Raw genomic sequence first — 21,547 nt, forward strand, 5'->3', positions numbered from 1 at the left:
TAACCATGGAACGGCTACGCCATTCACACCTTATATCCCCGCCATGAATGACGGGGCTTTACGGTGCTTTTGGGTAAAGAGAGGGGGAGAGGTGACAAATGGTGCCTGACGACGGGGTGAAGCATGTTCAGGGCAGGTCAGCTCGCCCTCATCGGGAAAGCGGGCGTCGTCATTGTCACCAAAATGTGTGATTTGTGGTCAACCTCTTAAAAGATATGGCGAATTTGCCAATGGCACCGCGCTGTCGCTGGCCGATGCCTATGTTAGGATAAGGTTCGCCATTTTTCTGGCGCGCATTATTGTGTCACGGCCATGCACTGCATGGCGTGCTGCGCCGCATTCGGGGTTGGCCCGAAAGGGCGCTGGTTTCCTTCACCACAGATTCAGGAATATTGACCTTTGACAGGATGCATTTCATCCCTGCTGGCAGGGCGTTCACTGTCCGGCCCTGCGTTTCGCCGCGGCCTGCGGGTACTGGGGGTGGGCCTGTTGCTGTCGCTGCTGGCTTCGCCCGCGTTTGCCGCCAAGCTCACCTATCAGGTCAAGGGGTTGAAAGGGGAGAACAAAGATAACGTTGAAGCCTATCTCAATGCCCTGCCAGTCTATCAGGAGCGGCAATACCGCCCGGCCCGCGCCAAAATCACCGAGAGCGTGCAAAAGGCGCTGCAGGTTTATGGCTACTACCAGCCGAAAATCACCCTGAGTCGCGACAAGAAAACCCCGTCCAAAGTGGTGATTGAGGTGGACAAGGGGGAGCCGGTTATCGTCTCCCGCCTCGATATTCTGCTGGAGGGGGATGCGGGCAGCGACGAGCTTTACAGCGCCCTGCTGGACAAGTTGCCCCTCAAAGAGGGCGAGCCCCTCAACCACGCCAAGTATGAATCCATCAAGGCCGATCTGGGCAGCCTCGGGCTGGCGCGCGGTTACTTTGATGCCAAGCTGAGCAAGAGTCAGGTCAAGGTGTTCCCGGACAAGGGGACGGCAGAGATCTTTATTCTGTTCGAATCGGGCCATCGCTACCGTTTTGGCGAGATCCGCTACGATGCCACTCCCGAAGCGCTTCACCTTATTCGCCCGCTTATCAACATCAAGAGCGGCGACCCCTATCTCGCCATCCGTCTGGCCGAGATGTCGCAGGATGTCTCCTCCACCAAGCTGTTCCGTCAGGTCGATATCAAGCCGGTATTGAGCGAGGCGAGCAACTATCGGGTACCCATCGCGGTGACGCTGGATAACCGGGTCGATCACGAAATCGAGACAGGTATCGGTTACGCCACCGACGTGGGGCCGCGGATGAGTGCCACCTGGGAGAAGCCCTGGGTCAACCGCTATGGTCACCGCCTGTTTGCCACCGCCAAGGTGTCGGCGCCGGAGGCAGAGCTCAGCTTCGACTATCAGATCCCGGTGGGCAACCCGCTGCGGGACTACTACTCCATCCAGACCGGTTACCAGTACAAGGACAACAACGATACCCGCTCCGATCTCACTACCATCGGTGTGCACCGCTGGACGCGACGGCCGGAGAGCTGGGATCGGGACGTCTTTATCCGGCTGGAGAACGAGATCTATACCCAGGGCGCCGACGAGGGGAACAGCTTGCTGCTGATCCCCGGGGTCTCCTGGTCCCGACTGCGGGTGCGCGGTACCCTGGTGCCCGATTGGGGGGATCGCCAGCAGCTGACGCTGGAGTTCTCCGACCCCAGATGGGGTTCCGACATCAGCTTTATGCGGGTGTGGGGGCGCAGCAAGTGGCTGCGTACCCTCGGCGATAACCACAGATTCCTGATGCGGGCCGAGCAGGGGGCCATTATAGGTGACAGCTTCTCGCTGGTGCCGCCTTCTCTGCGTTTTTTTACCGGTGGCGATCAGACGGTGCGCGGCTTTGGTTATGAGAGCATCTCCCCCACCGGGCCGGATGGCAAGCTGACCGGTGGCCGCTACACCAGCGTGGCCAGTCTGGAATACAACTACCGCTTCAGCGAGAAGTGGCTGGGGGCCATGTTTGTGGATGGCGGCACCTCCACCACCGATTACAGCGAGCCCTGGAAAATAGGTACCGGCGTCGGTGTGCGCTGGGTCACCCCCATCGGCCAGGTCAGGCTGGATCTGGCGGTCGGGGTATCGGAGGAGGACAAGCCCTTGCGGCTGCATTTCGCATTGGGGCCTGAATTATGATGTTGTCTAAACGCTTTTTTCTTTGGCCGCTGCGGCTGTATCTTGCGCGGGGGTCTGCATTGTGATCTGGCTAAAACGTATTTTTCTCTGGCTTATGGGGCTGGTGTTCCTGCTGCTCATCGGCGTCAGCCTGCTGGGCTTTACCCATCAGGGCAACAAGTGGTTGTGGCAACAGGCCAAGGGAGCGCTTCCTTCTCTCAAGGGGGAGCTGGTGGCCGGTCAGCTTGGCTACGGCTGGACCCTGGAAGGGGCCGGCTGGCAGGATGATCTGGTGGATGTCACGGTGGATCGCGCCGTGCTCGACTGGGATCTCGGCAAGTTGCTGCAGGGCAAGCTCTGGATAAAATCCTTGGCGGTGACCCATCCGGTGGTCAAGGTAGCCGACTCCGAGCCTGCACCGGAAGAGCCTTCCGAACCCTTTGTCTGGCGCCCGCTGCCACTCAAGATCCAGGTCGACAGCCTTAAGGTAGCCGATCTCGATCTGGCAGTGCCCGGCGTGGCCGTGACCCTGGGGTCCCTCGATATCGGCGCCACCCTCAACCGCAAGGGGCTGATTGTACGTGGCCCGGTGCTCGATAACCTGACGGTGACGCTGGACGACGCGGCACCCGTCAACACAGCCAAATCTGCCAAGCAGCCGGCCGCTAACGAGAAGCAAGCCGTGACTGCGGTGGCGCGCAACGACAAGGCCAGCGCCAAGACCGTCAAACAGGGCAAAGGGACGCCAGCTGCGAACACGGCAAAGGCAGCCCCCATTGTCCTGCCCGCCATTCATCTTCCTTTCCCCATCCAGCTGGAAGGGGTCAGTGCGACCCGGGTGCAATATAAGCAGGGCGAGCTGATTGAAGGGCTCGACAAGCTGCTGCTGTCGGCCACTGCTGCCGACGATCGCATCGAGGTGCGCGAGCTCTCGCTGCGCCACGCCATGGCCGATCTGGCGCTCAAGGGCTACATCCAGCTCAGTGACGACTACCCGCTGGCGGTGACGCTGGATGCCAAGGCCCGCAAGGGGCTGCTGGATGGCGAGCTGCAGGGTGAGCAGGCCACGCTGGCGCTGAGCGGTTCGGTCGGCAAGCTGGGGTTGGCGTTGTCGGCCAAGGGGCCGGTCGCCGCCAATCTCAAGGGCTCTCTGGCCTCGCTCGACCCGGATCTCCCTTTTGATGTGGCCCTCGACTGGAAGAGCCTCGGTTGGCCTCTGCACAAGCCAGCCAAAGATCTGCACAAGCCAGCCAAAGATGAGCCGAGCTATCGGCTGGACAAAGGGAGCCTGACTGCCAAGGGCAAGCTCTCCGGCTACCAGTTTGCCCTCAATACCTCCGGCAAGGGGACCGATGTGCCCCCCTTCAAGCTTGCGCTGGATGGGAAGGGGGATCTGGAGCGGCTCAGCAAGATAGCCTTGCAGCTCAACGCCCTCAAGGGGGAGCTGAAGCTCGATGGCAAGCTCGCCTGGAACAAGGGGATCGAGTGGCAGGGAACCACTCTGTTCAAGGGGATCAATCCGGCCGAGCTGCTGCCCGAGCTGAAAGGGACGCTGGCCGGTGAGCTGGAGAGCCGTTTCGTGATGAACGAGGCGGGCCACTGGGAGCTGAAACTGCCCAAGCTCAAGGTGGATGGCAAGCTCAACCAGTACCCGCTGGCCCTAAAGGGGGAGCTTAGCGGCAACGACAAGATGGAGTGGCAGATCCCGGCGCTCTCGCTGCAAAGTGGCCCCAACCAGTTGCAGGCCAAGGGCAGTATCAGCAGCGCCCAGTGGAAGCTCGATGCCAACCTGCAGGCTCCCCAGCTGGGGGGCATCTATCCCGGCCTGAAAGGGGATATCAAGGGACAGGTGAAGGTCAGTGGCAATCAGCAGACGCCAAAAATCGATGCGGATCTGGCCTCCGAGCGGCTCTACTATGCCGGCACCGACCTGAAGGGCATTAGCCTCAAGGGCAATGCGGTGATCGGTGCCAAACCGGCCGGTGAGCTCTCGCTGTTGGTGGCGCAGTTGAAACAGGGTGAGACCAAGCTCAGCCAGCTGGCCCTGAATCTCAGCGGCGATATCAGTCAGCATCTGTTGACCCTGACCATGAAGGGTGACCCTGTTGCCGCCAACCTCAAGCTGGGTGGCGGCGTGCGCGGGGATCACTGGCGCGGGGCGCTCTCCGAGTTGCAGCTGAAAACCCCGCTGCGCCGTTGGGACTTGAGCTCCCCCTGGGCACTGGATCTTGATCTGCCGCGTCAGCGGCTGGCGATGGGGGATCTCTGCTTCGGCTCCCAGGGGGCCAGCCTCTGCGTCAAGGGGAGTCAGGTTTCCGCTGCCCAGGGCACTCTGGAGTTTGCCCTGAGCGAGTTTGATCTCAAGCGGCTGCGCCCCTGGTTGCCGGACAACTTCCGCTGGCAGGCGATGCTCTCGGCCGATGGCCGCGCCAGCTGGCGTGGCAATCAGCCTACCTTGCATGCGGTGGTGCGTACCACACCAGGCACTTTTGTGGCCGATGGCCTCAAGACCGACTATCAGCAGCTGGCTCTGGCCCTTGATTTCGAGCGGCAGCAGGCGGCCATTCGCCTCGATTTTGCCTCCAAACAGATCGGCAATATCGATACCGATCTGCTGATCAAGGAGCCCGCCGGTCGCGGTCTGCTCGGTGGTCAGCTCAAGTTTGATGATCTCAAGCTCAATACCTTTGCGCCGCTCATCCCTGAGGTGCGCTCCCTGCAAGGGATCATCTCCGCCGATGCCCGCTTCGACGGCACCCTGGGGGCGCCCCTGCTGTTTGGCCAGCTCAACCTGCGTGACGGTGAAGTGCAGACCCACTCCGACATGGTGACCCTGACCAAGCTGGTGACCCGCCTCAAGATCGAAGGCAACCGCGCCGAGCTCGATGGCTCCATGCTGGTGGGCAAGGGACCGCTGGCGTTGGGCGGCTGGCTCAGCTGGGCCAAGATGCCGGTCAGCGGCAGCCTCACCATTCAGGGTAAGGATCTGGAGGCGCAATATCCGGGCATGGGCCGGGTCAGAGTCTCTCCCGATATCGCGGTGTCGCTGGGTGAGGAGACCCGCATTACCGGTCAGGTGGATATTCCCTGGGCACGTATTCTGGTCAAGAGCCTGCCGGATTCGGCGGTGGCGGTCTCAGACGATGTGACCGTGGTCTATGACGATCTGCCCCCTGCTCCCAAGCAGGCAAGTCTGCCGCTGGCGATGAAGGTGGCGATCCGCCTTGGCAACGATGTGAAGCTTGATGCCATGGGGTTGAAGACCGATGTCTCCGGTGGCCTCAATATCCGTCAGGATCCCGAGAAGCCGCTGGCAGGCAACGGCCAGCTGGTGCTGACCAACGGCCGCTTCAAGGCTTACGGTCAGAACCTCATCATCAAGGAGGGGCGGATCCTCTTCTCCGGTCCGCTGGATCGGCCGTTCCTCAACATCGAGGCCAACCGGGATCCCGATACCATAGAAGGTCAGGTGACGGTCGGGGTGCGGGTGACCGGCCCTGCCAGCAAGCCGGAGATCACTGTCTACTCCGAGCCGCAGATGGCGCAGTCGGAACAGCTCTCCTATCTGCTGCGCGGCAAAGGGTTGCAGACCGGCGGTGAGGATGGCGGTTTCAACGGTCTGCTGGTGGCCGGTGCGGTGAGTCAGGCCAACGGTGTGGTGTCGAGTATCGGCGAGTCGCTCGGGATGAGCGATGTCTCCCTCGATACGGCGGGCAGTGGCGACAACACCCAGGTGACGCTGTCGGCCTATCTGCTGCCGGGCTTGCAGTTCCAGTACGGGGTCGGGGTTTTCAGCCCCATCGCCGAATTCAAGCTGCGCTACGAGGTATTGCCACGGCTCTATCTGCAGGCGATGAGCGGGGTGGCTCAGGCGGTCGATATCTTCTATCGCTTTACTCTGTAACGCTTCATCCCGTAACAGGGCTGATATGAACGTAAACGGGAGGCGCACGCCTCCCGTTTTTTTATTGCGCGATCGGTAGCAGACAAACGGCGATAAGGGACTGGAGTGCAGAGGAATAACGGATTGGGCAGACCAGAAATGCGAAAACCCGGCGCTAGGCCGGGTTTTCTGAATGATGGTGGAGGGAGAAGGATTCGAACCTTCGAAGGCAGAGCCGTCAGATTTACAGTCTGATCCCTTTGGCCGCTCGGGAACCCCTCCACGGGGTATTTCCTGATTGTCACTACTTTGCACTTGAATGGTGGAGGGAGAAGGATTCGAACCTTCGAAGGCAGAGCCGTCAGATTTACAGTCTGATCCCTTTGGCCGCTCGGGAACCCCTCCACAAGTGCGAGGCGCATACTAACAGATCTTCCGGTTTTGTGAACCCCCAAGCAGGATTTTTCCATTAAAAGAATTGGATTTGTGGCCGATAACCAGTGAAATCGCCATTTTCGAGAGTTATCTCATGCTGCCCAGTTCAATCCGTAATCACCTGCTCGTCGATGAGGGCCAGTTGGGGCAGCGCCTCAACCGTGACCTGCAGCATGGCGATCGGGCGGATTTCCGGTTGCATCTGGCCCTGCTGACCGATGCGGTGGAGGAGCAGCCCTGGTTTGATGCCAAACCGGCGGCCACTCCCCAGAGCCGTGACTGGCGTCTGCACTTTGACCTGAGACCGGCAGAGGTGCTGGTGGCTGAAGGGGTTGGGAGTGACTGCAGTGCCATCAATGAGCGGTTGCAACAGGGGGGAAGCATGGTGGATGTGCGGCTCTGGCTGGCGCTGCAAACACCGCCGCTGGCGGTCAAACAACCGCTGCTGGATGAGGCTGTCTACGATAACCTGTCGCCGCTGGCGCGGGAGCGGTTGCAAGGAAAGCTGGCCGATATGCCGAGGCAGGAAGATCCGCTGGTATTGCTGCCGATCCTCGACCGTTTGCAAGAGGGGGTGGATACCCGGTTGCACTGGCTCAGTTGATGGCGCCTGTTCACTGGTGTAATGCTGTGCTTGTCGGCAAATCACAGGCAACAAAAAGGCGGGTGACCCCGCCTTTATGCTCTTTGGAATTTTTAGCCTTGCGGCATGCTATCAAGCGTCAGCTTCATCCGGTTGCGGCTGCTCTTTGAGCGCGGCATTGGCACGACGGGCAATTGGCTTTTCGGTGTGACGGTTGAGTTGGCGCTCCAGTTTTTGCCCCAGTTCGTTGATGGCGGCGTAGAGATCCTCATGCTCTGCCTGGGCAAACAGTTTGCCGTTGGGGATGCCAGCACTGGCTTCGACAGTGAACATCAGACGCTCTTTGGAAACAATCACATGGGGTGTGATGAGAGGCACCTGAAGACGTTCGAGCTTTTCAAAACGGGATTCGATGCGCTCGCGGATAGCCGGGGTGATGTCGATGATTTTGCTGGTAATTTCGATTTTCATATTGGCCCCCTTCGGGTCGACTTGCTTATGTCTTCACCTTCAGATTACTCATTGGTAAAGATTGAAATGTGATCTATGTCACATAACCTTCCCTTGGCTATTCAGCAACTTATAAATTGTGATCTTTTCCGGTTTCGTGCCAAAAACAGCTTGAGCTCCATGAAACTGGCAGGCAGTATGACGGGAATAGGATCGTTTCTGTCCCTTCTTGGCAGCACTTCGTGTCGACCTCATGTCCGGTTTCCACTGCTTGATATCGCATGTTTGTACTCTTCCCTCGCAACCTCTGATCTGATGAGCGGATGCAGGGGGCGTTGCTATGCCTGATTGGACATCAAACGTGGTTGGTTGTTGTGTTGGAGTGGTAAATGAAGCAGCAGGCCACGCAAGTCATGTGGTTTTTCGATCGGCAACATGATCAGTGGAGTCTCTCTGATCAGGGGGCCTACCAGCAGTGGCAAGGGGAGGGCAATCATCCCTGGGCCGCTCGCCTGTTACCGGAAGATGAGGCAGGCTTTGCCGACTTTCTCGTCCGGCTTCATGAATCACATCTGCCTGAACAGTTCATCGGTCATCTGAAAGATGATCAGGGGCAGCTCAACCATGTGCTCTGGAGTGGCCAGTTTGTGCCCACCCAGCAGATCTGCTGTGGCTGGCTGGCCCCTCTTGATACCGCCAACAGTGCGGTCTCCTCTCTCAATCTCTCTTTGCCGTTGCTGCAAACCACCCTGCTCACCCAGTTGGCGCAGGCGCTCTCTGCCCGCACCGGGCTCGATTTCTTCAATACCCTGGTCAGCCAGCTGGCCCATATCCTCAAGGTGGATGCGGTCTGGGTGGGTGAGTTGTGCGGTGCCGACCGGGTCAAAGTGCTGGCCGCCGACGGGCTGGCGCAGAAGGACTATCCGCTGGCGGGCTCCCCCTGTCAGGAGCTCTACAAGCAAGGGGCCATCTGTTTCGAGGTGATCGACGAGTCGCAGGAGTATCAACCCTGGCTGGCGGCCGGGCAGACTTATTATGGTCAGCCGCTGTTTGATGCCAGAGGCCAACTTCTGGGCCATCTGGCGCTGCTCTATTCGGCCCCGGCAGATACCAGCAACCTCACCTCGGTGCTCAATACCTTCTCGGTACGGATGGTGGCCGAGCTGGAGCGCCTGCAATCAGATGCCCAGATGCGCCTCTCTGCCGTTGCATTCGAGACCCACGAAGGGATCATCATTACGGATCCGGGGTTCAAGATCCTGCGGGTCAACAACGCCTTCAGCCAGATCACCGGCTTTGACAGCCAGTCGGTGCTGGGCCTGCATCTGGAAGAGGATCTCTGGCCAAATCTGGGGGGGCTCGGTTACGAGCTCAATACCCTCAGCCGCTGGCAGGGGGAGACCCAGCGTCGCCATGTCGATGGTCACACCTATCCCCAGTGGGAGATAGTGACGCCGGTGCAGGATGAAAAAGGGGTGATCAGCCACTTTGTCATCTGCTTCGAGGATATCTCCGAGCGCAAGGCGGCCGAGCGACGCATTCAGGATCTCGCCTATTACGACGAGCTGACTGGATTGCCCAATCGCCGTCAGCTCCACGAGACTCTGGTGCAGACCTTCAACGAGGCGACCCGCGATGGCTTGATTGGCGCGCTGCTCTTTATCGATCTCGATCACTTCAAGACCATCAACGACTCCCTCGGCCACGCCACCGGTGACTGGCTGCTCAAGGAGGTCGCCGCCCGTCTCAAACGGCTGGTGCGACAGGGGGATTGTCTGGCCCGCCTCGGCGGCGACGAGTTTGTACTGTTGCTGCCATCGCTCTCGGCGAGCCCGCCCCAGGCGGAGATGCAGGCCGATATCATTGCCGAACGGCTTATCACCGAGATTGCCGCGCCTTATACCTATGTGGGGCAGGTGCTGCACATCGGCGCCAGTGTCGGCATTACCCTGTTTCCGGATCGGGAGCAGGGGGTCGATGATCTGCTCAAGCAGGCAGATACCGCCATGTATCAGGCCAAGTCCGCTGGCCGCAAGACCCGTCGCTTCTTCGATGCCTCGATGCAGCAGCAGGCGGATCGCCGTCTGCTCATTCACAACGAATTGCGTAACGCCCTCAGCCAGCAAGAGCTGACCCTCTACTATCAGCCCCAGCATATGGTCGATGGCGGCGATATCATTGGTGTCGAGGCGCTCATTCGCTGGCAGCCGGCCGGTCGCTCGCTGGTCTCGCCGGCCGAGTTTATCCCCATCGCCGAGGAGACGGACCTGATTGTCGATATCGGCAACTGGGTGCTGCACGAGGCGTGTGCCCAGTATGTGCTGTGGGAGGAGAACGGCATCCATATTCCGCAGATCTCGGTCAACGTCAGTGCCAAGCAGTTCCATGCCACCGATTTTGTCGAGCGGATCCACGATGTGTTGGCGCAAACCGGCATGGATCCGGCCTGCCTCAATCTGGAGATCACCGAATCCGTGGTGCTGGGTCATGCCGAGGACACCATCAGCAAGATGACCGAGCTCAAGGAGCTCGGCATCAGCTTTGCCATCGACGATTTTGGCGCCGGTTACTCCTCTCTGAGCTACCTCAAGCGGCTGCCTGCCGATGAGCTCAAGATCGACCGCTCCTTCATTCAGGACATCCCGAAAGATGGCGACAACATGGCCATCGTCGAGGCGGTGATCGCCATGGCGCGACATATGGGGTTCAACGTCACGGCAGAAGGGGTGGAGTCCCGTCAGCAACTGGAGTTTCTCAAGGCGCAGGGGTGCAGTTTCTATCAGGGCTATCTCGCCTCCAAGCCGCTGCCGGTGCCCTATCTGGAGAAATATGTACAGCGTCTGACCAGACCGGAGCAACTGCGCGAAATGCAGCTGAGCGAGTCAGAAAAATAGTCCCTGCTCCCCGCTGTAGCGCTGCCCGGCAACGGGTAGAATGAGAGGCAGTAGACCCACCGCCACCGGGCGGTGTATTGCCCTCAATGGAGATGTTCAGTGAAAGCTGTATGGGGAATTGTTTTGTCGGCGCTGTTTGTGCCGACCCTGATGGCGCAGACTGCCGACCAGACGCTCTACCGTCAGGCGTATGACGCCGTACGGGCCAATGATCAGGCCCGTTTCCAGCAAATTCGTGCCCGTTTGACCCATTACCCCCTGCTCCCTTACCTCGATTACTATCAGCTCGCCTTTCGTCCGGGGGCGGCGGATTACAACGATGTGACCCGCTTTATCCGCCAGCATGGGGATACCCCCCAGTCCAACCGGCTGGAGCGCAGCTATCTGACCTATCTGGCCCAGAGCCAGCAGTGGTCGCAGTTCCTGCGCTTCTATCCGGCCAAGCCGAGCTCCACCGACCTGCTCTGCATGCACTATCAGGCGCTCTATTACACCGGCAAGCCGAAAGAGGCGTTGCAGGGGGCGGGCAAGATCTGGATGAGCGGCCAATCCCGTCCCGATGCCTGCTCCCCGCTGTTCCAGCTGTGGCAGGCATCCGGTCAGCGAACCCAGGAGAAGATCTGGCAGCGGATGACGCTGGCGTTCGAGGCGGAAAACCCCAATCTGATCCGCCACCTTGGCGCGACCCTGGGTAGCGGCTTGCAAAGCTATGGCGATCAGATGGTGACCCTGTTTGAGCAGCCCGCCAAGGCGATGAACCCGGCCTATTTCAGCAGCAATCCCTATTCCCGCAAGCTGCTCTCCCTCGGTTTGACCCGCTATGCCAATCAGGAGCCGGAGTCGGTGCTGCGCCAGCTTGCGCTGTTTCGCAGCCGTTTCGGCCTGACCCAGGCTGAGGTGAAACCGGTAGAGCGTGCCATTGCCCGCCGCCTGCTGCTGGATCGCTCCATTGCCCAGCGCAGCTGGGTCGACAGCACGGTGAAAAAGCTGGCGGATCCCGACATTACCGAGCTGCGGGCGCGACTGGCCATCTGGGAGCAGGATTGGCGTGGCCTCTCCGGCTGGGTGAAGATGATGCCGATGGCCCGTCAGAAAGAGGATCGCTGGCGCTACTGGATGGCGCGCTCCCTTGAAGTGCAGGGGCAGCAAAAACCGGCGCGGGATCTCTATCTGGAGACTGCCAACCTGCGTGGTTTCTACGGTTTCATGGCGGCCCAGCGCACCGGTGTGCCCTATCGCATCAAGAACCAGAGCGTCAAGCATGTACCGGACTGGCGCACTGCCAGTCAGCGCTGGCCCTTCCTGTTGCGGGTGCGCGAGCTGCTGTCGATGAACGAGATTGCGGCGGCCCGCTCGGAGTGGATCCACAACATGGATCGCAATCCGGTGGCCCAGCGCATCGAGTTTGGTCATATCGCCCTCAATCAGGGCTGGCACGAGCTGGCCATTCTCGCCAGCATTCGCGCCGAAGCGTGGGATGCCCTCGACCTGCGCTTCCCGCTGCCGCTCAAGCGCACCTTCTCCCAGATGGCGCAAGAGCGTACCATGAACACCAGTTTGCTCTACGCCATCTCCCGTCAGGAGAGTGCTCTCTATCCGCTGGCCCAGTCGCCGGTGGGGGCGCGCGGTCTGATGCAACTGATGCCTGCTACTGCCAAAGAGACTGCCGGCAAGCTGGGGGTGCCCTATCGCAACGAGCAGCAACTGTTTGATCCGACGATGAATATTCGTCTGGGGAGCGCCTATCTCAAGCGCTTGCTGGATGTCTATGATGGCAACCGGATCCTGGCGGCCGCCGCCTACAACGCCGGGCCGGGACGGGTAAAACGCTGGCGAGAGCAGAGTGACAACAAGCCGATGGACGTGTGGGTCGAGAGCATCCCCTACAAGGAGACCCGCAACTACGTGCAAAACGTGTTGTCGTTCGATCTCATTTATCAGCACAAGCTGCAGCAGCCGCTGCGCTTCATGTCAGAGCGGGAGCTCAATCACGCCTATTGAGTCGGGGGCCGCCAGCCGGCCCCTGTTTTCAAATTTCCCTGCTGCCGGGTATCATCGGGTAAGGTTTTGTTACCAAAGGAAACATGCCTGGTGACCTGGCTCCGGGAATTGCATCAGGCCGCAGGGTATACTCGGGCGTCGGCACCGACAGGTTCCCCCACAATAAAGGAATGGATAGTGGCAACGATTAAAGACGTTTCTCAGCTGGCAAATGTGTCTATCTCCACCGTGTCGCGGGTTATCAACAACACGGCACAGGTAGCACCGGAAAAGCGTGAGGCCGTACTGGCGGCCATGAAGGAACTGAATTTTCGACCCAACAGTTTTGCCCAGGCACTGGTCAGCAAGCGTTCCAACTGCATTGGCGTGCTGGTTGGCGACCTCTGCGGCGGCCCCTTCTTTGCCCAGATGATGCGTGGCATCGAAACCATGGTCGATCAGGCCAACAAGTTCACCATCGTCATGTCTGGCAACCACGATATCGCACGCGAGCGTCACGCCATTCAGGCGCTGCTGCAGCGCCAGTGCGATGCGCTGATCCTCCACAGCAAGGCGCTTCCGGACGAGGAGCTGAGCGAGCTGGCGGCGGGTACCACTCCCATCGTGTTTATCAACCGTCAGGTGCCGGGCTTTGAGGATCGCTGCGTCTGGCTCGATAACCAGGCGGGGATCACCACCGCGTGCCAGCACTTGCTGGATGCCGGTCATCGCAACATCGCCTTTATCACCTCCGATGATGAAGAGTTTGTCGATGGTCAGCAGCGGATGGCCGGTTACACCCAAACTCTGGCGAGAGCCGGGATCGCCTTTGATCCTGCTCTCGTCAGCCGCGCCTATGCCGACGAAAATGGCGGATATGTGGCGATGAGTGAACTGCTGGCCCGTGGTGTCGAGTTCACGGCCGTGCTCGGTTTCAACGATGGCATGGTGGCGGGGGCGATCTCTTGCCTGCTGGAGCGGGGTTACAAGATCCCGCAGCAGGTATCGGTGGTGGGGTTCGACGATATCCCCTACGCCCGCTACATCTATCCCAAGCTCACCACGGTGCGCTACCCCATCGAGGAGATGGGCAGCCGCGCAGCCGAGCTGGCACTGCGTCTGCTCGATCACAAGCCGGTGGACGGCTTGGCGCTCAAGTTTGAAGCCCAGCTGGTGGAGCGTGAGTCAGTCGCCTGATGTGCGTCAAACAGTGAACAACAAGGTGGCCCTATCGGGGCCACACTCTTTTCTGCGTTGTCTCTCTAATCCGCTATTTATCCCGCCAGGGCGATCCGCTGTTGACGGCGCGCCTCCACCCCTTCTGCCACCATATCGAGCAGTTGCCTTGTCTGTTCCCAGCCGATGCAGCTATCGGTGATCGACTGGCCGTAGCGTAGCGGTTTGCTGCCGATATCCTGATGCCCTTCGCAGATAAAACTTTCCACCATGATGGCGGCGATGGCATGGCTACCAGCACCCAGCTGGTCGGCAATGTCACGGGCAACCAGCAGCTGGCGGGCATGCTGCTTCTGGCTGTTGCCGTGGCTGCAATCGATCATCAGCCGGAGTGACAGATGATGCTGGCGCAGCAAGTCGCCAGCCTCTGCCACATGACAGCTCTGATAGTTGGGCTGGCGGCCACCGCGCAGGATCAGGTGGCAGTCGGGGTTGCCATGGCTGCGCACCAGTGCCAGCTGGCCATTACCGGAAGGCTGGGTATAGAGGTGGGCCGCTCGGCTGGCGAGGATCGCCTCTACCGCGATCCGGATATTGCCGTCGGTGCCGTTTTTAAAACCGATGGGGCAGGGGAGGGCGGAGGCCAGTTGGCGGTGGAGCTGGGATTCGGTGGTGCGGGCGCCAATGGCACCCCAGCTGATGAGATCGCCCAGATAGAGCATGCTGGTGAGATCGAGAAATTCGGTGGCACAGGCGAGCCCTTCCTGTCCAAGTGCCAACAGTAACTCCCGAGCCTGGGTTAGTCCCTTTTCCAGTTGATCGCTGCCATCGAGGTCGGGATCGAAGATAAATCCTTTCCAGCCGAGCGTCGTGCGCGGCTTTTCGAAATAGGTGCGCATCACCAGTTGCAGCTGCTCCCCGTATTGGCCCTGCAGTTCAGCGAGCCGGCCACCATAGTCGCGGGCGGCTGCCGGATCGTGAATGGAGCAGGGGCCGATCACCAGCAGCAGGCGATCATCCTCTCCCTGCAGAATATGGCGGGCTTGCTGGCGGCTGCGAGCGATCTGGCGAGCGAGCCGTGCCGGACAGGGTCTGGCCTTTAACATCTCGTCAGGGGTGGGCAGGGTGGCAAGGGGTGAAGCATTCAGAAGTGAGGTGAACATGAGCGATCCTGATGAAAATGGAAATCTGCATGCTCTTTGCTGTCCAGTGGGGATCTTCCCCTTATTTTCTTGGTTAACAGAGCGCGGGCATGGGCCCGCGCTCTGTTATATCGACCTTGGCTACCTTAGAAGCGGGCTGAGCCGCTGACGTAGTAGCTGCGACCCGGTTCGACGTTCTGGAAGACAGTATCTTTCTCTTGCAGGCGCACGTCGGTCAGGTTGTTGATCCCCAGTCGCAGGTCAAAGTTCTCGGTGACCTTGAAGCCGGTACCGAGATCGAAGGTCTGATAGCTGGGCAGCTTGTGCAGTACGACAACCTTGTTGACGGTCTGCTCGGCAAACTGGGTGCCGGTGTAGGTGGTGCCAACGAAGGCATTGACCCGCTCGGTGGCCTGCCAGGTGATCTTGGCATTGGCCTTGTGCTCCGGCCGCTCGGGCAGTGCCTGACCCTGATCGCCTTCCGCCTTGAGGTAGGTGTAGTTGGCGCCAAGGTTGATATTGTCGGTCAGATCGAGCTTGCCGGTCAGCTCCAGCCCCTTGGTGGTGGCTTTCTCCAGGTTGTACCAGGTGCGGTCAGTGGAGTTCGGCAACTGCTTGAAGGTGAGCATGTCGTCGATGTCGGAGTAGAAGAGGGTAGCGCTGGTTTCCCAGATCCCTTCTCCTGCGATGACACCCAGCTCGTAGTTGGTGCTGGTTTCCGGCTTGACCTTGTCGCTGCCATAGATGCGGCAGCTGCCGCCGCAGCTCTCGATGCTGTAGCCGTTGGAGTACTGGTGTGGTGCCGGAGCCTTGAAGGCTTGGCTGACCCCGCCCTTGACGGTCACCACATCGTTCATCTCATAGACCAGATAGCCGCGCGGGGTGAAGTGGCTGCCGTAGATCTCGTGGTGATCGTAACGGCCGCCCAGCGTGAAGGTCAGGCTGTCGGTCAGGCCAATTTCGTCCTGAGCGAACAGCGCCTCCTGAGAGTGACTCTCCTTGCCGCCGATATCCTTGTAGCTCACCGCATCCACCAGCTCCCGATCCAGATATTCACCACCCAGGGTCAGGTAGTGGTTGGCCAGCGCCAGGTTGGTGTAGCCCTTGAGGGTCAAGGTGTTCTCTTCCAGTTCGCGCTGCTGCGGGGCCGAGTAGCTGGTATTGAAATCATCGATCTGGGAGCTTTCATAGTTGGCCATGACGGTGGTGTCACCCCAGCTCCAGTTCCCCTTGTGGGTCAGACCAAACAGGTTGCGATCGTTTTGCTGCTGGCGGCTGTGCACCTTGTTGCCGGTTTTACGGAAGATATCGAGAGGCCGCTCATCCTGGTTGTAGAGGTAATCCAGCTCGAAGCGCTGCTGCTCATCCACCAGCCAGCTGAGGGTGGAGGCGAAGTTGCGGGTCTGTTTGGCTTCGATAAGGGGGATGCCGTCAGCAGCTTCGGTGGGGGTCCAGGCTTGACGGTCATACACCTCGCCGTTCATCCGGATCAGCAGGTTGTCGGTCAGCGGGCCGGTAAAGCCCAGGTTGGTTCTGTGCTGATCGCCGCCATCCTTGCCCTCGATGGCTTTGAAGTCGGCATCGGCCGCCCCTTGCCAGGTTTTGCCCGGCTGCTTGGTGATGATGTTGATGACACCACCGATGGCATCGGAGCCATAAAGTGCCGACATGGGGCCACGGATCACCTCGACCCGCTGGATCATGCCAAGGGGCACGGGAGTGTTGTCGAAGTTGCCGCCGCGCCACAGGGCATTGGAGGAGGAGAGGCGTTTGCCATCCACCAGTACCAGGGTGTACTTGCCGGACATGCCGCGAATACCGATATCGCTGCGGCCATTGGTGTCAGCTTCAGCCTGAATGCCCACTTCGTGGCGCAGCAGGTCGGCAAGGTCATTGACGGGCGCTGCGGCGATCTGTTCGGCCGTGATGACAGAGATAGAGGCTGGCGCCGAGCGGGTATTGTGCGCCGTGGTGGTGACGGTGATCACCTCATCGACTTGAGGGGCGTTGCTGGCGGCGATCGCTTGCTGGGTCAGCAGAGTGACGATGGTGGTGGCCAGCAGGCTGGGAGCAATAAAACGGGAGGTTGAGGATTTCATTATTTACATCTTCCATAACATTCAAATGATAAGCGTTATCATTATCAAATTTAATTTGCTCCGATCGCAACTCTTTTTTATCGGCGAAGCTCAGTTTCGTTCGTCACTCTCTTTTGACTAAAAAGAAGTTAATGAAATTGATTCTCATTTGTATTGATCGTTTTTTCGCTCCTTGTTAGGATGCCGTTCACCCTGATATCTGGTGAGTCAAATGGCTCACTTTAAGTCGTGTCAGGCAGTGATTCATTCCAAGGAGTAGCACCGTCATGTGTGACCATGCACTGGAAGGAGAGTGGCCCGCCACAGCGGTCGGGCTGGATAAAGTGTGCTGTTTTGCCAGCGGTGACAGGGTACTGGTCGCCTCCGGTATCCACGACAGTTTTACCGGCATCCCGCCGGAGAAGCTGCTCGCCCATCTGCGTCAGTTGCGCCAGCAGGGGATGGTCAATCCCATCGCCATCGGCGCCATTCCGTTTGATACCCAATCTCCCTGGCATCTGGTGATCCCGGCGCAATCGCAGTGGGTCGCAAGGGATGCGCTGTTGCCCGCCAGCTGTTGCCAGCTCCATGGCGAGGTGAGCGAAGTGACCAGCTCCGCCCACTATCAGGGGGCGGTGCGGGCAGCGTTGCAGCAGTTCAGCGAGGGGCAACTCGAGAAAGTGGTGTTGTCACGCGCCATCGACGTGCAGAGCGCAGAGCAGACCTCCCCCGCACACGCCTATGGCTCTCTGCTGGCCCAGAATCCGGGCGCCTATGTGTTCCAGATCCCGCTGCCGGATGGGGAGACCCTGCTTGGTGCGAGCCCCGAGCTGCTGGTATCGCGCAGCGAGATGGCGGTGGTGAGCAATCCGCTGGCGGGTTCCCGTCCGCGCCACGCGTTTCCTGATCAACATGCGGCCAGTGCCGAACTGCTTGGGGCGCAAAAAGATCGCTATGAACATGCGCTGGTGGCCGATGCGGTTGCTGCGGCCCTCGCTCCCTTCTGCCGCGAGCTGGATGTGCCCGCGGAGCCGCAGGTGATCGCGACCCCTACCATGTGGCACCTCTCGACCCGCATCGCCGGACGGCTCCATGAGCCATCTCCCGTGCTGGCACTGGCGCTGGCGCTGCACCCGACACCAGCGGTATGCGGCACGCCGCTCTCGGCAGCGCGTCAGGCCATCGCCCGGCTTGAGGGGTACGATCGCCGCTTCTACTGCGGCGCCGTTGGTTGGATGGATGCCGATGGCAATGGCGAGTGGGTAGTCACCATTCGCTGTGGCGTGCTGGCCGGCAAGCAGCTGCGGCTCTATGCCGGCGCCGGGGTAGTGGTGGGCTCTTCGCCGGAAGCTGAGTGGCAAGAGACCGCCGCCAAGCTTGGCACCATGCTGCGGGCGTTTGGCCTCGAGAGCCGGGAGCCGGAGGTAACTGCATGAAGCCGCTGGTGCCCTTTACCCCCTGGCCCGCCGAGCTGGCAGCCCACTACCGTGCGCAAGGGTGGTGGCGCGGGCAACCGCTCACCGCCCTGCTCGATGACTCCGCCGAACGTTATCCCGAGCGCACGGCCCTGATCTGCGGTGAACGCACTCTCAGTTATGGCCAGTTAAAACGTGAGGTTGATGCGCTGGCAGTGCGGTTGGCGGCGCGCGGGCTGGGCCATGGCGATAGTGCGCTGGTGCAGTTGCCCAACTGCACCGAGTTCTATATCTGCTGGTTTGCCCTGATCCGCTGCGGCGTAGTGGCGGTGCACGCCCTCTACAGTCATCAGCGGCGCGAGCTGGTGGCCTTTGCCCGCCAAATTGAGCCCGCCTTGCTGGTACTCAGCCCCTCCCATCCCGGCTTTGCCGATGAAGCGGGGAGCTTGGCGGCCCTTGATGAGCTGGTATCGCCTTTTTGCCAGACACTGCTGTTCGAGCAGGCAGAAGGCTCCGATCTTCAGTCAGGATTTGCATGGTGTCAGCCTGACCCGATAGCCCGTGCTGATGGTTCGCCGCTGACGGCTATCGCGCCAACTCCTACCCCGGCCGATCAAGTCGCTTTTTTCCAGCTCTCCGGCGGCAGCACCGGCACCCCCAAACTGATCCCCCGTACCCACGATGACTATGGCTACAGCGTGCGCCAGAGCGTAGCGGTGTGCGGCTGGGATGAGCGGGTGATCTATCTCTGTGCCCTGCCTGCGCCCCACAATTTTCCCCTGAGCTCCCCCGGCGCACTCGGGGTGTTTTATGCCGGTGGCTGCGTGGTGTTGGCAAAGGATCCCTCTGCAGCAACCTGTCTGCCGCTGGTGCAGCGCCATCAGGTCAACTGGGCGGCACTGGTGCCACCGGCTCTGGCGCTCTGGCTGGAGGCGGCCAGCCACTATCCGCAGACCTCTCTGGAGTGTGTGCAGGTGGGCGGCGCGCGCCTCAGCCCGGCTCATGCCGAGGCGGTAGCGAGCCGCCTTGGTTGCCGCCTGCAGCAGGTGTTCGGCATGGCCGAGGGGCTGGTCAACTACACCCGCATCGAGGATGACCAGTGGCACATCGTCAATACCCAGGGCCGCCCGATGAGCCCGGGCGATGAGGTGGAGGTGCGAGGCAGAGACGGACGCCCCTTGCCCGATGGCGAGTGCGGCGAGCTCTGGACGCGTGGCCCCTACACCTTTCGCGGCTACTTCAAGGCTGATGCCCACAATCAGCGGGCTTTTGACCGGGACGGTTTCTACTGCACCGGCGATCTGGTCTGCCGCTTGCCCAGCGGTCATCTGATGGTGGTGGGGCGCAACAAGGATCAGATCAACCGGGGGGGGGAGAAGATCGACGCCCTCGAGATTGAAGAGCTGCTGCTGACCCACCCGGAGGTGCGGCAGGCGGCACTGGTCGCCATGCCCGATCCCATGCTCGGGGAGCGCAGCTGCGCCTTTTTGATGTGCCGCGAGCCCCTCAATCTGCCCCGCTTGCGCCGTTTCCTGCGCGAGCAGGGGGTGGCCGATTACAAACTGCCCGATCGCTTGGTGCTGGTGGAGCAACTGCCCCACACCCCGGTCGGCAAGATAGACAAACAGACGCTGCGCGAGCAGCTCGCCAAGGAGTGTGCATGACCATTCAATCCCTCGCCGCCTATCCGCTGCCCACCGCTGAGGATCTGCCCACCGGGCGGGTGAACTGGCCCTTCGAACCGGGCCGCGCCGCCTTGCTGGTCCACGATATGCAGCACTATTTCGTCGACTTCTACGGGCCGGACAATCCGCTAATCAATCAGGTCATCGACCATATCGCCACCCTGATCCGTCAGGCGCGTGCCCTCGGCATGCCGGTGGTCTACACCGCCCAGCCCGCCGAACAGAGTCAGGCCGATCGGGCGCTGCTCAATGACATGTGGGGACCGGGGCTGACCCGTGCGCCGGAGCGCCAACCCATCGTTCCTGCGCTGGCGCCCGAGCCGCAGGATACGGTGCTGACCAAGTGGCGCTACAGCGCTTTTTGCCGCTCACCGCTGGCCGAACTGATGGCCGGATGGGGGCGGGATCAGCTGGTGATCTGCGGCATCTATGGCCATATCGGGGTGATGCAGACGGCGGTCGATGCGTTTATGCGCGATATCCGCCCCTTCCTGGTGGCAGATGCCATCGCCGACTTCTCCCGCGAGGATCATCTGCTGGCGCTCTCCTACGTCAGCCGCAATGCCGGTCGGGTGATTACCGTGGCCGAGGTGATGGCGGCCAGCAAACGCCCCCTGACTCGCGAGTCGCTGCGTGCTCAGGTGTTGGCGCGGCTGCCCGCCGAGATGCAGCAGGAGCAGCCCACCGATGATGACAATCTGCTCGACTACGGCCTCGACTCGCTGGCGGTGATGGGGCTGGTGGAAGAGTGGCGTCAGCAGGGGCTGGTGGTGGAGCTGGCCGAGCTGGCCCGTACGCCGACCCTGGCTCACTGGTGGGCGCTCCTCTCCCGTCAGCTTAATGTCAGTCAGAACACGGCTTATCAGGTCAACGAAGAGCACATCAGCGAACCGGAGTGCACCCCATGAGCGAGTGGCAAGGCAGAACCGTCTGGGTGACCGGCGCGGCGCAGGGAATTGGCCATGCGGTGGCTCGCACCTTTGCCGAGGCGGGGGCCAGCGTGGTGGCGTTCGATCTGCAACTGGCCGAGGCGCTGCCCGGCAACGTGAAGGGGGTGGTGATCGATGTGAGCGACAGCGAGGCTGTGACCCGCTGCTGCGAACAGCTGCTGGACGAGGGGCTGGGGCCCGATGTGCTGGTCAATGTCGCTGGCGTACTGGCGACCGGCAGGATCGATGAGGTGGATGACGCCCTCTTGCAACGCACCTTCGCCATCAATACCTTCGCCCCCTTCTACCTGATGCGGGCCCTGACCCCCTGGTTTCAGGGACGGCGCAGGGGCGCCATCGTCAATGTCTCCTCCAATGCCGGTCGGGTGCCACGAGTGGGGATGGGCATCTATGGCGCCTCCAAGGCGGCGCTGGCCAGTCTCACCCAAACGGCAGGGCTGGAACTTGCTCCCTACGGCGTGCGCTGCAATCTGGTGTCACCGGGCTCGACCCGTACCCCCATGCTGTACGGCATGTGGCAGGAGGGGGAACTGCGCGAAGGGGAACTGCGCACCATCGCGGGTCTGCCCGGGCAGTTCAAGCTGGGGATCCCCCTTGGCAAACTTGGGACCCCCGACGAGGTGGCTGCTTGCGTGCTGTTTCTCGCCTCCGATGCCGCCAGCCATATCACCCTGCAGGATCTGGTGGTCGATGGCGGTGCCACATTGGGGGTCTAGCCCGCG

General features: G+C 60.8%; 13 protein-coding genes and 2 tRNA genes. 10 read left to right on the plus strand and 5 right to left on the minus strand.

The window, feature by feature from the left end; translation table 11 throughout:
* Positions 1-399: 399 nt before the first annotated feature.
* Together tamA and tamB are read left to right on the plus strand one after the other, a co-directional pair.
* Complete coding sequence (tamA, locus tag OKC42_RS02010; protein ID WP_005334265.1) at positions 400-2,175, plus strand: autotransporter assembly complex protein TamA; 1,776 nt, start codon at positions 400-402, stop codon at positions 2,173-2,175.
* A gap of 61 nt (positions 2,176-2,236) precedes the next feature.
* Complete coding sequence (gene tamB / locus OKC42_RS02015) at positions 2,237-6,058, plus strand: autotransporter assembly complex protein TamB (protein WP_270656591.1); 3,822 nt, start codon at positions 2,237-2,239, stop codon at positions 6,056-6,058.
* A 176-nt stretch (positions 6,059-6,234) separates the two neighbouring features.
* Here tamB and OKC42_RS02020 read toward each other — a convergent pair.
* Together OKC42_RS02020 and OKC42_RS02025 are read right to left on the minus strand one after the other, a co-directional pair.
* Positions 6,235-6,319, minus strand: a tRNA-Tyr gene (locus OKC42_RS02020).
* A gap of 38 nt (positions 6,320-6,357) precedes the next feature.
* A tRNA-Tyr gene (locus OKC42_RS02025) sits at positions 6,358-6,442 on the minus strand.
* A gap of 124 nt (positions 6,443-6,566) precedes the next feature.
* On the opposite strand from OKC42_RS02025, the gene OKC42_RS02030 reads away from it, so the two are divergent.
* A complete protein-coding gene (locus OKC42_RS02030; RefSeq protein ID WP_100654827.1) occupies positions 6,567-7,076 on the plus strand; it encodes a VC2046/SO_2500 family protein in 510 nt (169 codons plus the stop codon).
* Between the two features lie 111 nt (positions 7,077-7,187).
* Here OKC42_RS02030 and hpf read toward each other — a convergent pair whose 3' ends face one another.
* The gene (hpf, locus tag OKC42_RS02035; RefSeq protein ID WP_005334257.1) at positions 7,188-7,526 is read right to left on the minus strand and encodes a ribosome hibernation-promoting factor, HPF/YfiA family; all 339 of its coding nucleotides are present in this window, start codon (positions 7,524-7,526) and stop codon (positions 7,188-7,190) included.
* Positions 7,527-7,894: 368 nt separating this feature from the next.
* Here hpf and OKC42_RS02040 point away from each other — a divergent pair, with 368 nt between their 5' ends.
* The 3 genes from OKC42_RS02040 to OKC42_RS02050 all read left to right on the plus strand — a co-directional run bounded on the left by OKC42_RS02040 (position 7,895) and on the right by OKC42_RS02050 (position 13,576).
* The gene (locus tag OKC42_RS02040) at positions 7,895-10,399 is read left to right on the plus strand and encodes a putative bifunctional diguanylate cyclase/phosphodiesterase (protein ID WP_021231088.1); all 2,505 of its coding nucleotides are present in this window, start codon (positions 7,895-7,897) and stop codon (positions 10,397-10,399) included.
* A gap of 99 nt (positions 10,400-10,498) precedes the next feature.
* Entirely contained in the window at positions 10,499-12,400 is a 1,902-nt protein-coding gene (locus OKC42_RS02045) for a transglycosylase SLT domain-containing protein (RefSeq protein WP_040066126.1), read from the plus strand.
* Positions 12,401-12,577: 177 nt separating this feature from the next.
* Positions 12,578-13,576, plus strand: coding sequence for a LacI family DNA-binding transcriptional regulator (locus OKC42_RS02050; protein ID WP_227094893.1), 999 nt, complete (start codon positions 12,578-12,580; stop codon positions 13,574-13,576).
* A 77-nt stretch (positions 13,577-13,653) separates the two neighbouring features.
* Here OKC42_RS02050 and OKC42_RS02055 read toward each other — a convergent pair whose 3' ends face one another.
* Positions 13,654-14,718 carry a 3-deoxy-7-phosphoheptulonate synthase gene (locus OKC42_RS02055; RefSeq protein ID WP_270656593.1) on the minus strand — a complete coding sequence of 355 codons (1,065 nt, stop codon included), beginning with the start codon at positions 14,716-14,718 and terminating at the stop codon, positions 13,654-13,656.
* A gap of 125 nt (positions 14,719-14,843) precedes the next feature.
* Positions 14,844-16,796: a TonB-dependent receptor domain-containing protein gene (locus OKC42_RS02060; protein ID WP_216955108.1), complete on the minus strand. Its 1,953-nt coding sequence runs from the start codon at positions 16,794-16,796 to the stop codon at positions 14,844-14,846.
* Positions 16,797-17,062: 266 nt separating this feature from the next.
* Here OKC42_RS02060 and OKC42_RS02065 point away from each other — a divergent pair, with 266 nt between their 5' ends.
* Genes OKC42_RS02065 through dhbA form a run of 4 tightly spaced genes read left to right on the plus strand, consistent with a single transcriptional unit; the run spans position 17,063 to position 21,541 of the window.
* Positions 17,063-18,211 carry an isochorismate synthase gene (locus OKC42_RS02065; protein WP_270819010.1) on the plus strand — a complete coding sequence of 383 codons (1,149 nt, stop codon included), beginning with the start codon at positions 17,063-17,065 and terminating at the stop codon, positions 18,209-18,211.
* The gene (locus OKC42_RS02070; protein ID WP_270819011.1) at positions 18,208-19,854 is read left to right on the plus strand and encodes a (2,3-dihydroxybenzoyl)adenylate synthase; all 1,647 of its coding nucleotides are present in this window, start codon (positions 18,208-18,210) and stop codon (positions 19,852-19,854) included. The genes OKC42_RS02065 and OKC42_RS02070 overlap by 4 nt, the downstream gene beginning before the upstream one ends.
* Positions 19,851-20,783, plus strand: coding sequence for an isochorismatase family protein (locus tag OKC42_RS02075; protein WP_270819012.1), 933 nt, complete (start codon positions 19,851-19,853; stop codon positions 20,781-20,783). Before OKC42_RS02070 ends, OKC42_RS02075 begins: the two co-directional genes overlap by 4 nt.
* Positions 20,780-21,541: a 2,3-dihydro-2,3-dihydroxybenzoate dehydrogenase gene (gene dhbA / locus OKC42_RS02080; protein WP_270819013.1), complete on the plus strand. Its 762-nt coding sequence runs from the start codon at positions 20,780-20,782 to the stop codon at positions 21,539-21,541. The genes OKC42_RS02075 and dhbA overlap by 4 nt, the downstream gene beginning before the upstream one ends.
* Positions 21,542-21,547 lie beyond the last annotated feature (6 nt).

The sequence above is a fragment of the Aeromonas sp. Y311-2 genome (assembly GCF_027706025.1).
Classification (GTDB): domain Bacteria; phylum Pseudomonadota; class Gammaproteobacteria; order Enterobacterales; family Aeromonadaceae; genus Aeromonas; species Aeromonas veronii.

What these genes read in the sequence shown, in the direction of transcription:
- OKC42_RS02030 (WP_100654827.1), top strand. Translation starts at nt 6,567, where the DNA reads ATGCTGCCCAGTTCAATCCGTAATCACCTGCTCGTCGATGAGGGCCAG.
- hpf (WP_005334257.1), bottom strand. Translation starts at nt 7,526, where the DNA reads ATGAAAATCGAAATTACCAGCAAAATCATCGACATCACCCCGGCTATC.
- OKC42_RS02040 (WP_021231088.1), top strand. Translation starts at nt 7,895, where the DNA reads ATGAAGCAGCAGGCCACGCAAGTCATGTGGTTTTTCGATCGGCAACAT.
- OKC42_RS02055 (WP_270656593.1), bottom strand. Translation starts at nt 14,718, where the DNA reads ATGTTCACCTCACTTCTGAATGCTTCACCCCTTGCCACCCTGCCCACC.
- OKC42_RS02060 (WP_216955108.1), bottom strand. Translation starts at nt 16,796, where the DNA reads ATGAAATCCTCAACCTCCCGTTTTATTGCTCCCAGCCTGCTGGCCACC.
- OKC42_RS02065 (WP_270819010.1), top strand. Translation starts at nt 17,063, where the DNA reads ATGTGTGACCATGCACTGGAAGGAGAGTGGCCCGCCACAGCGGTCGGG.
- OKC42_RS02070 (WP_270819011.1), top strand. Translation starts at nt 18,208, where the DNA reads ATGAAGCCGCTGGTGCCCTTTACCCCCTGGCCCGCCGAGCTGGCAGCC.
- OKC42_RS02075 (WP_270819012.1), top strand. Translation starts at nt 19,851, where the DNA reads ATGACCATTCAATCCCTCGCCGCCTATCCGCTGCCCACCGCTGAGGAT.
- dhbA (WP_270819013.1), top strand. Translation starts at nt 20,780, where the DNA reads ATGAGCGAGTGGCAAGGCAGAACCGTCTGGGTGACCGGCGCGGCGCAG.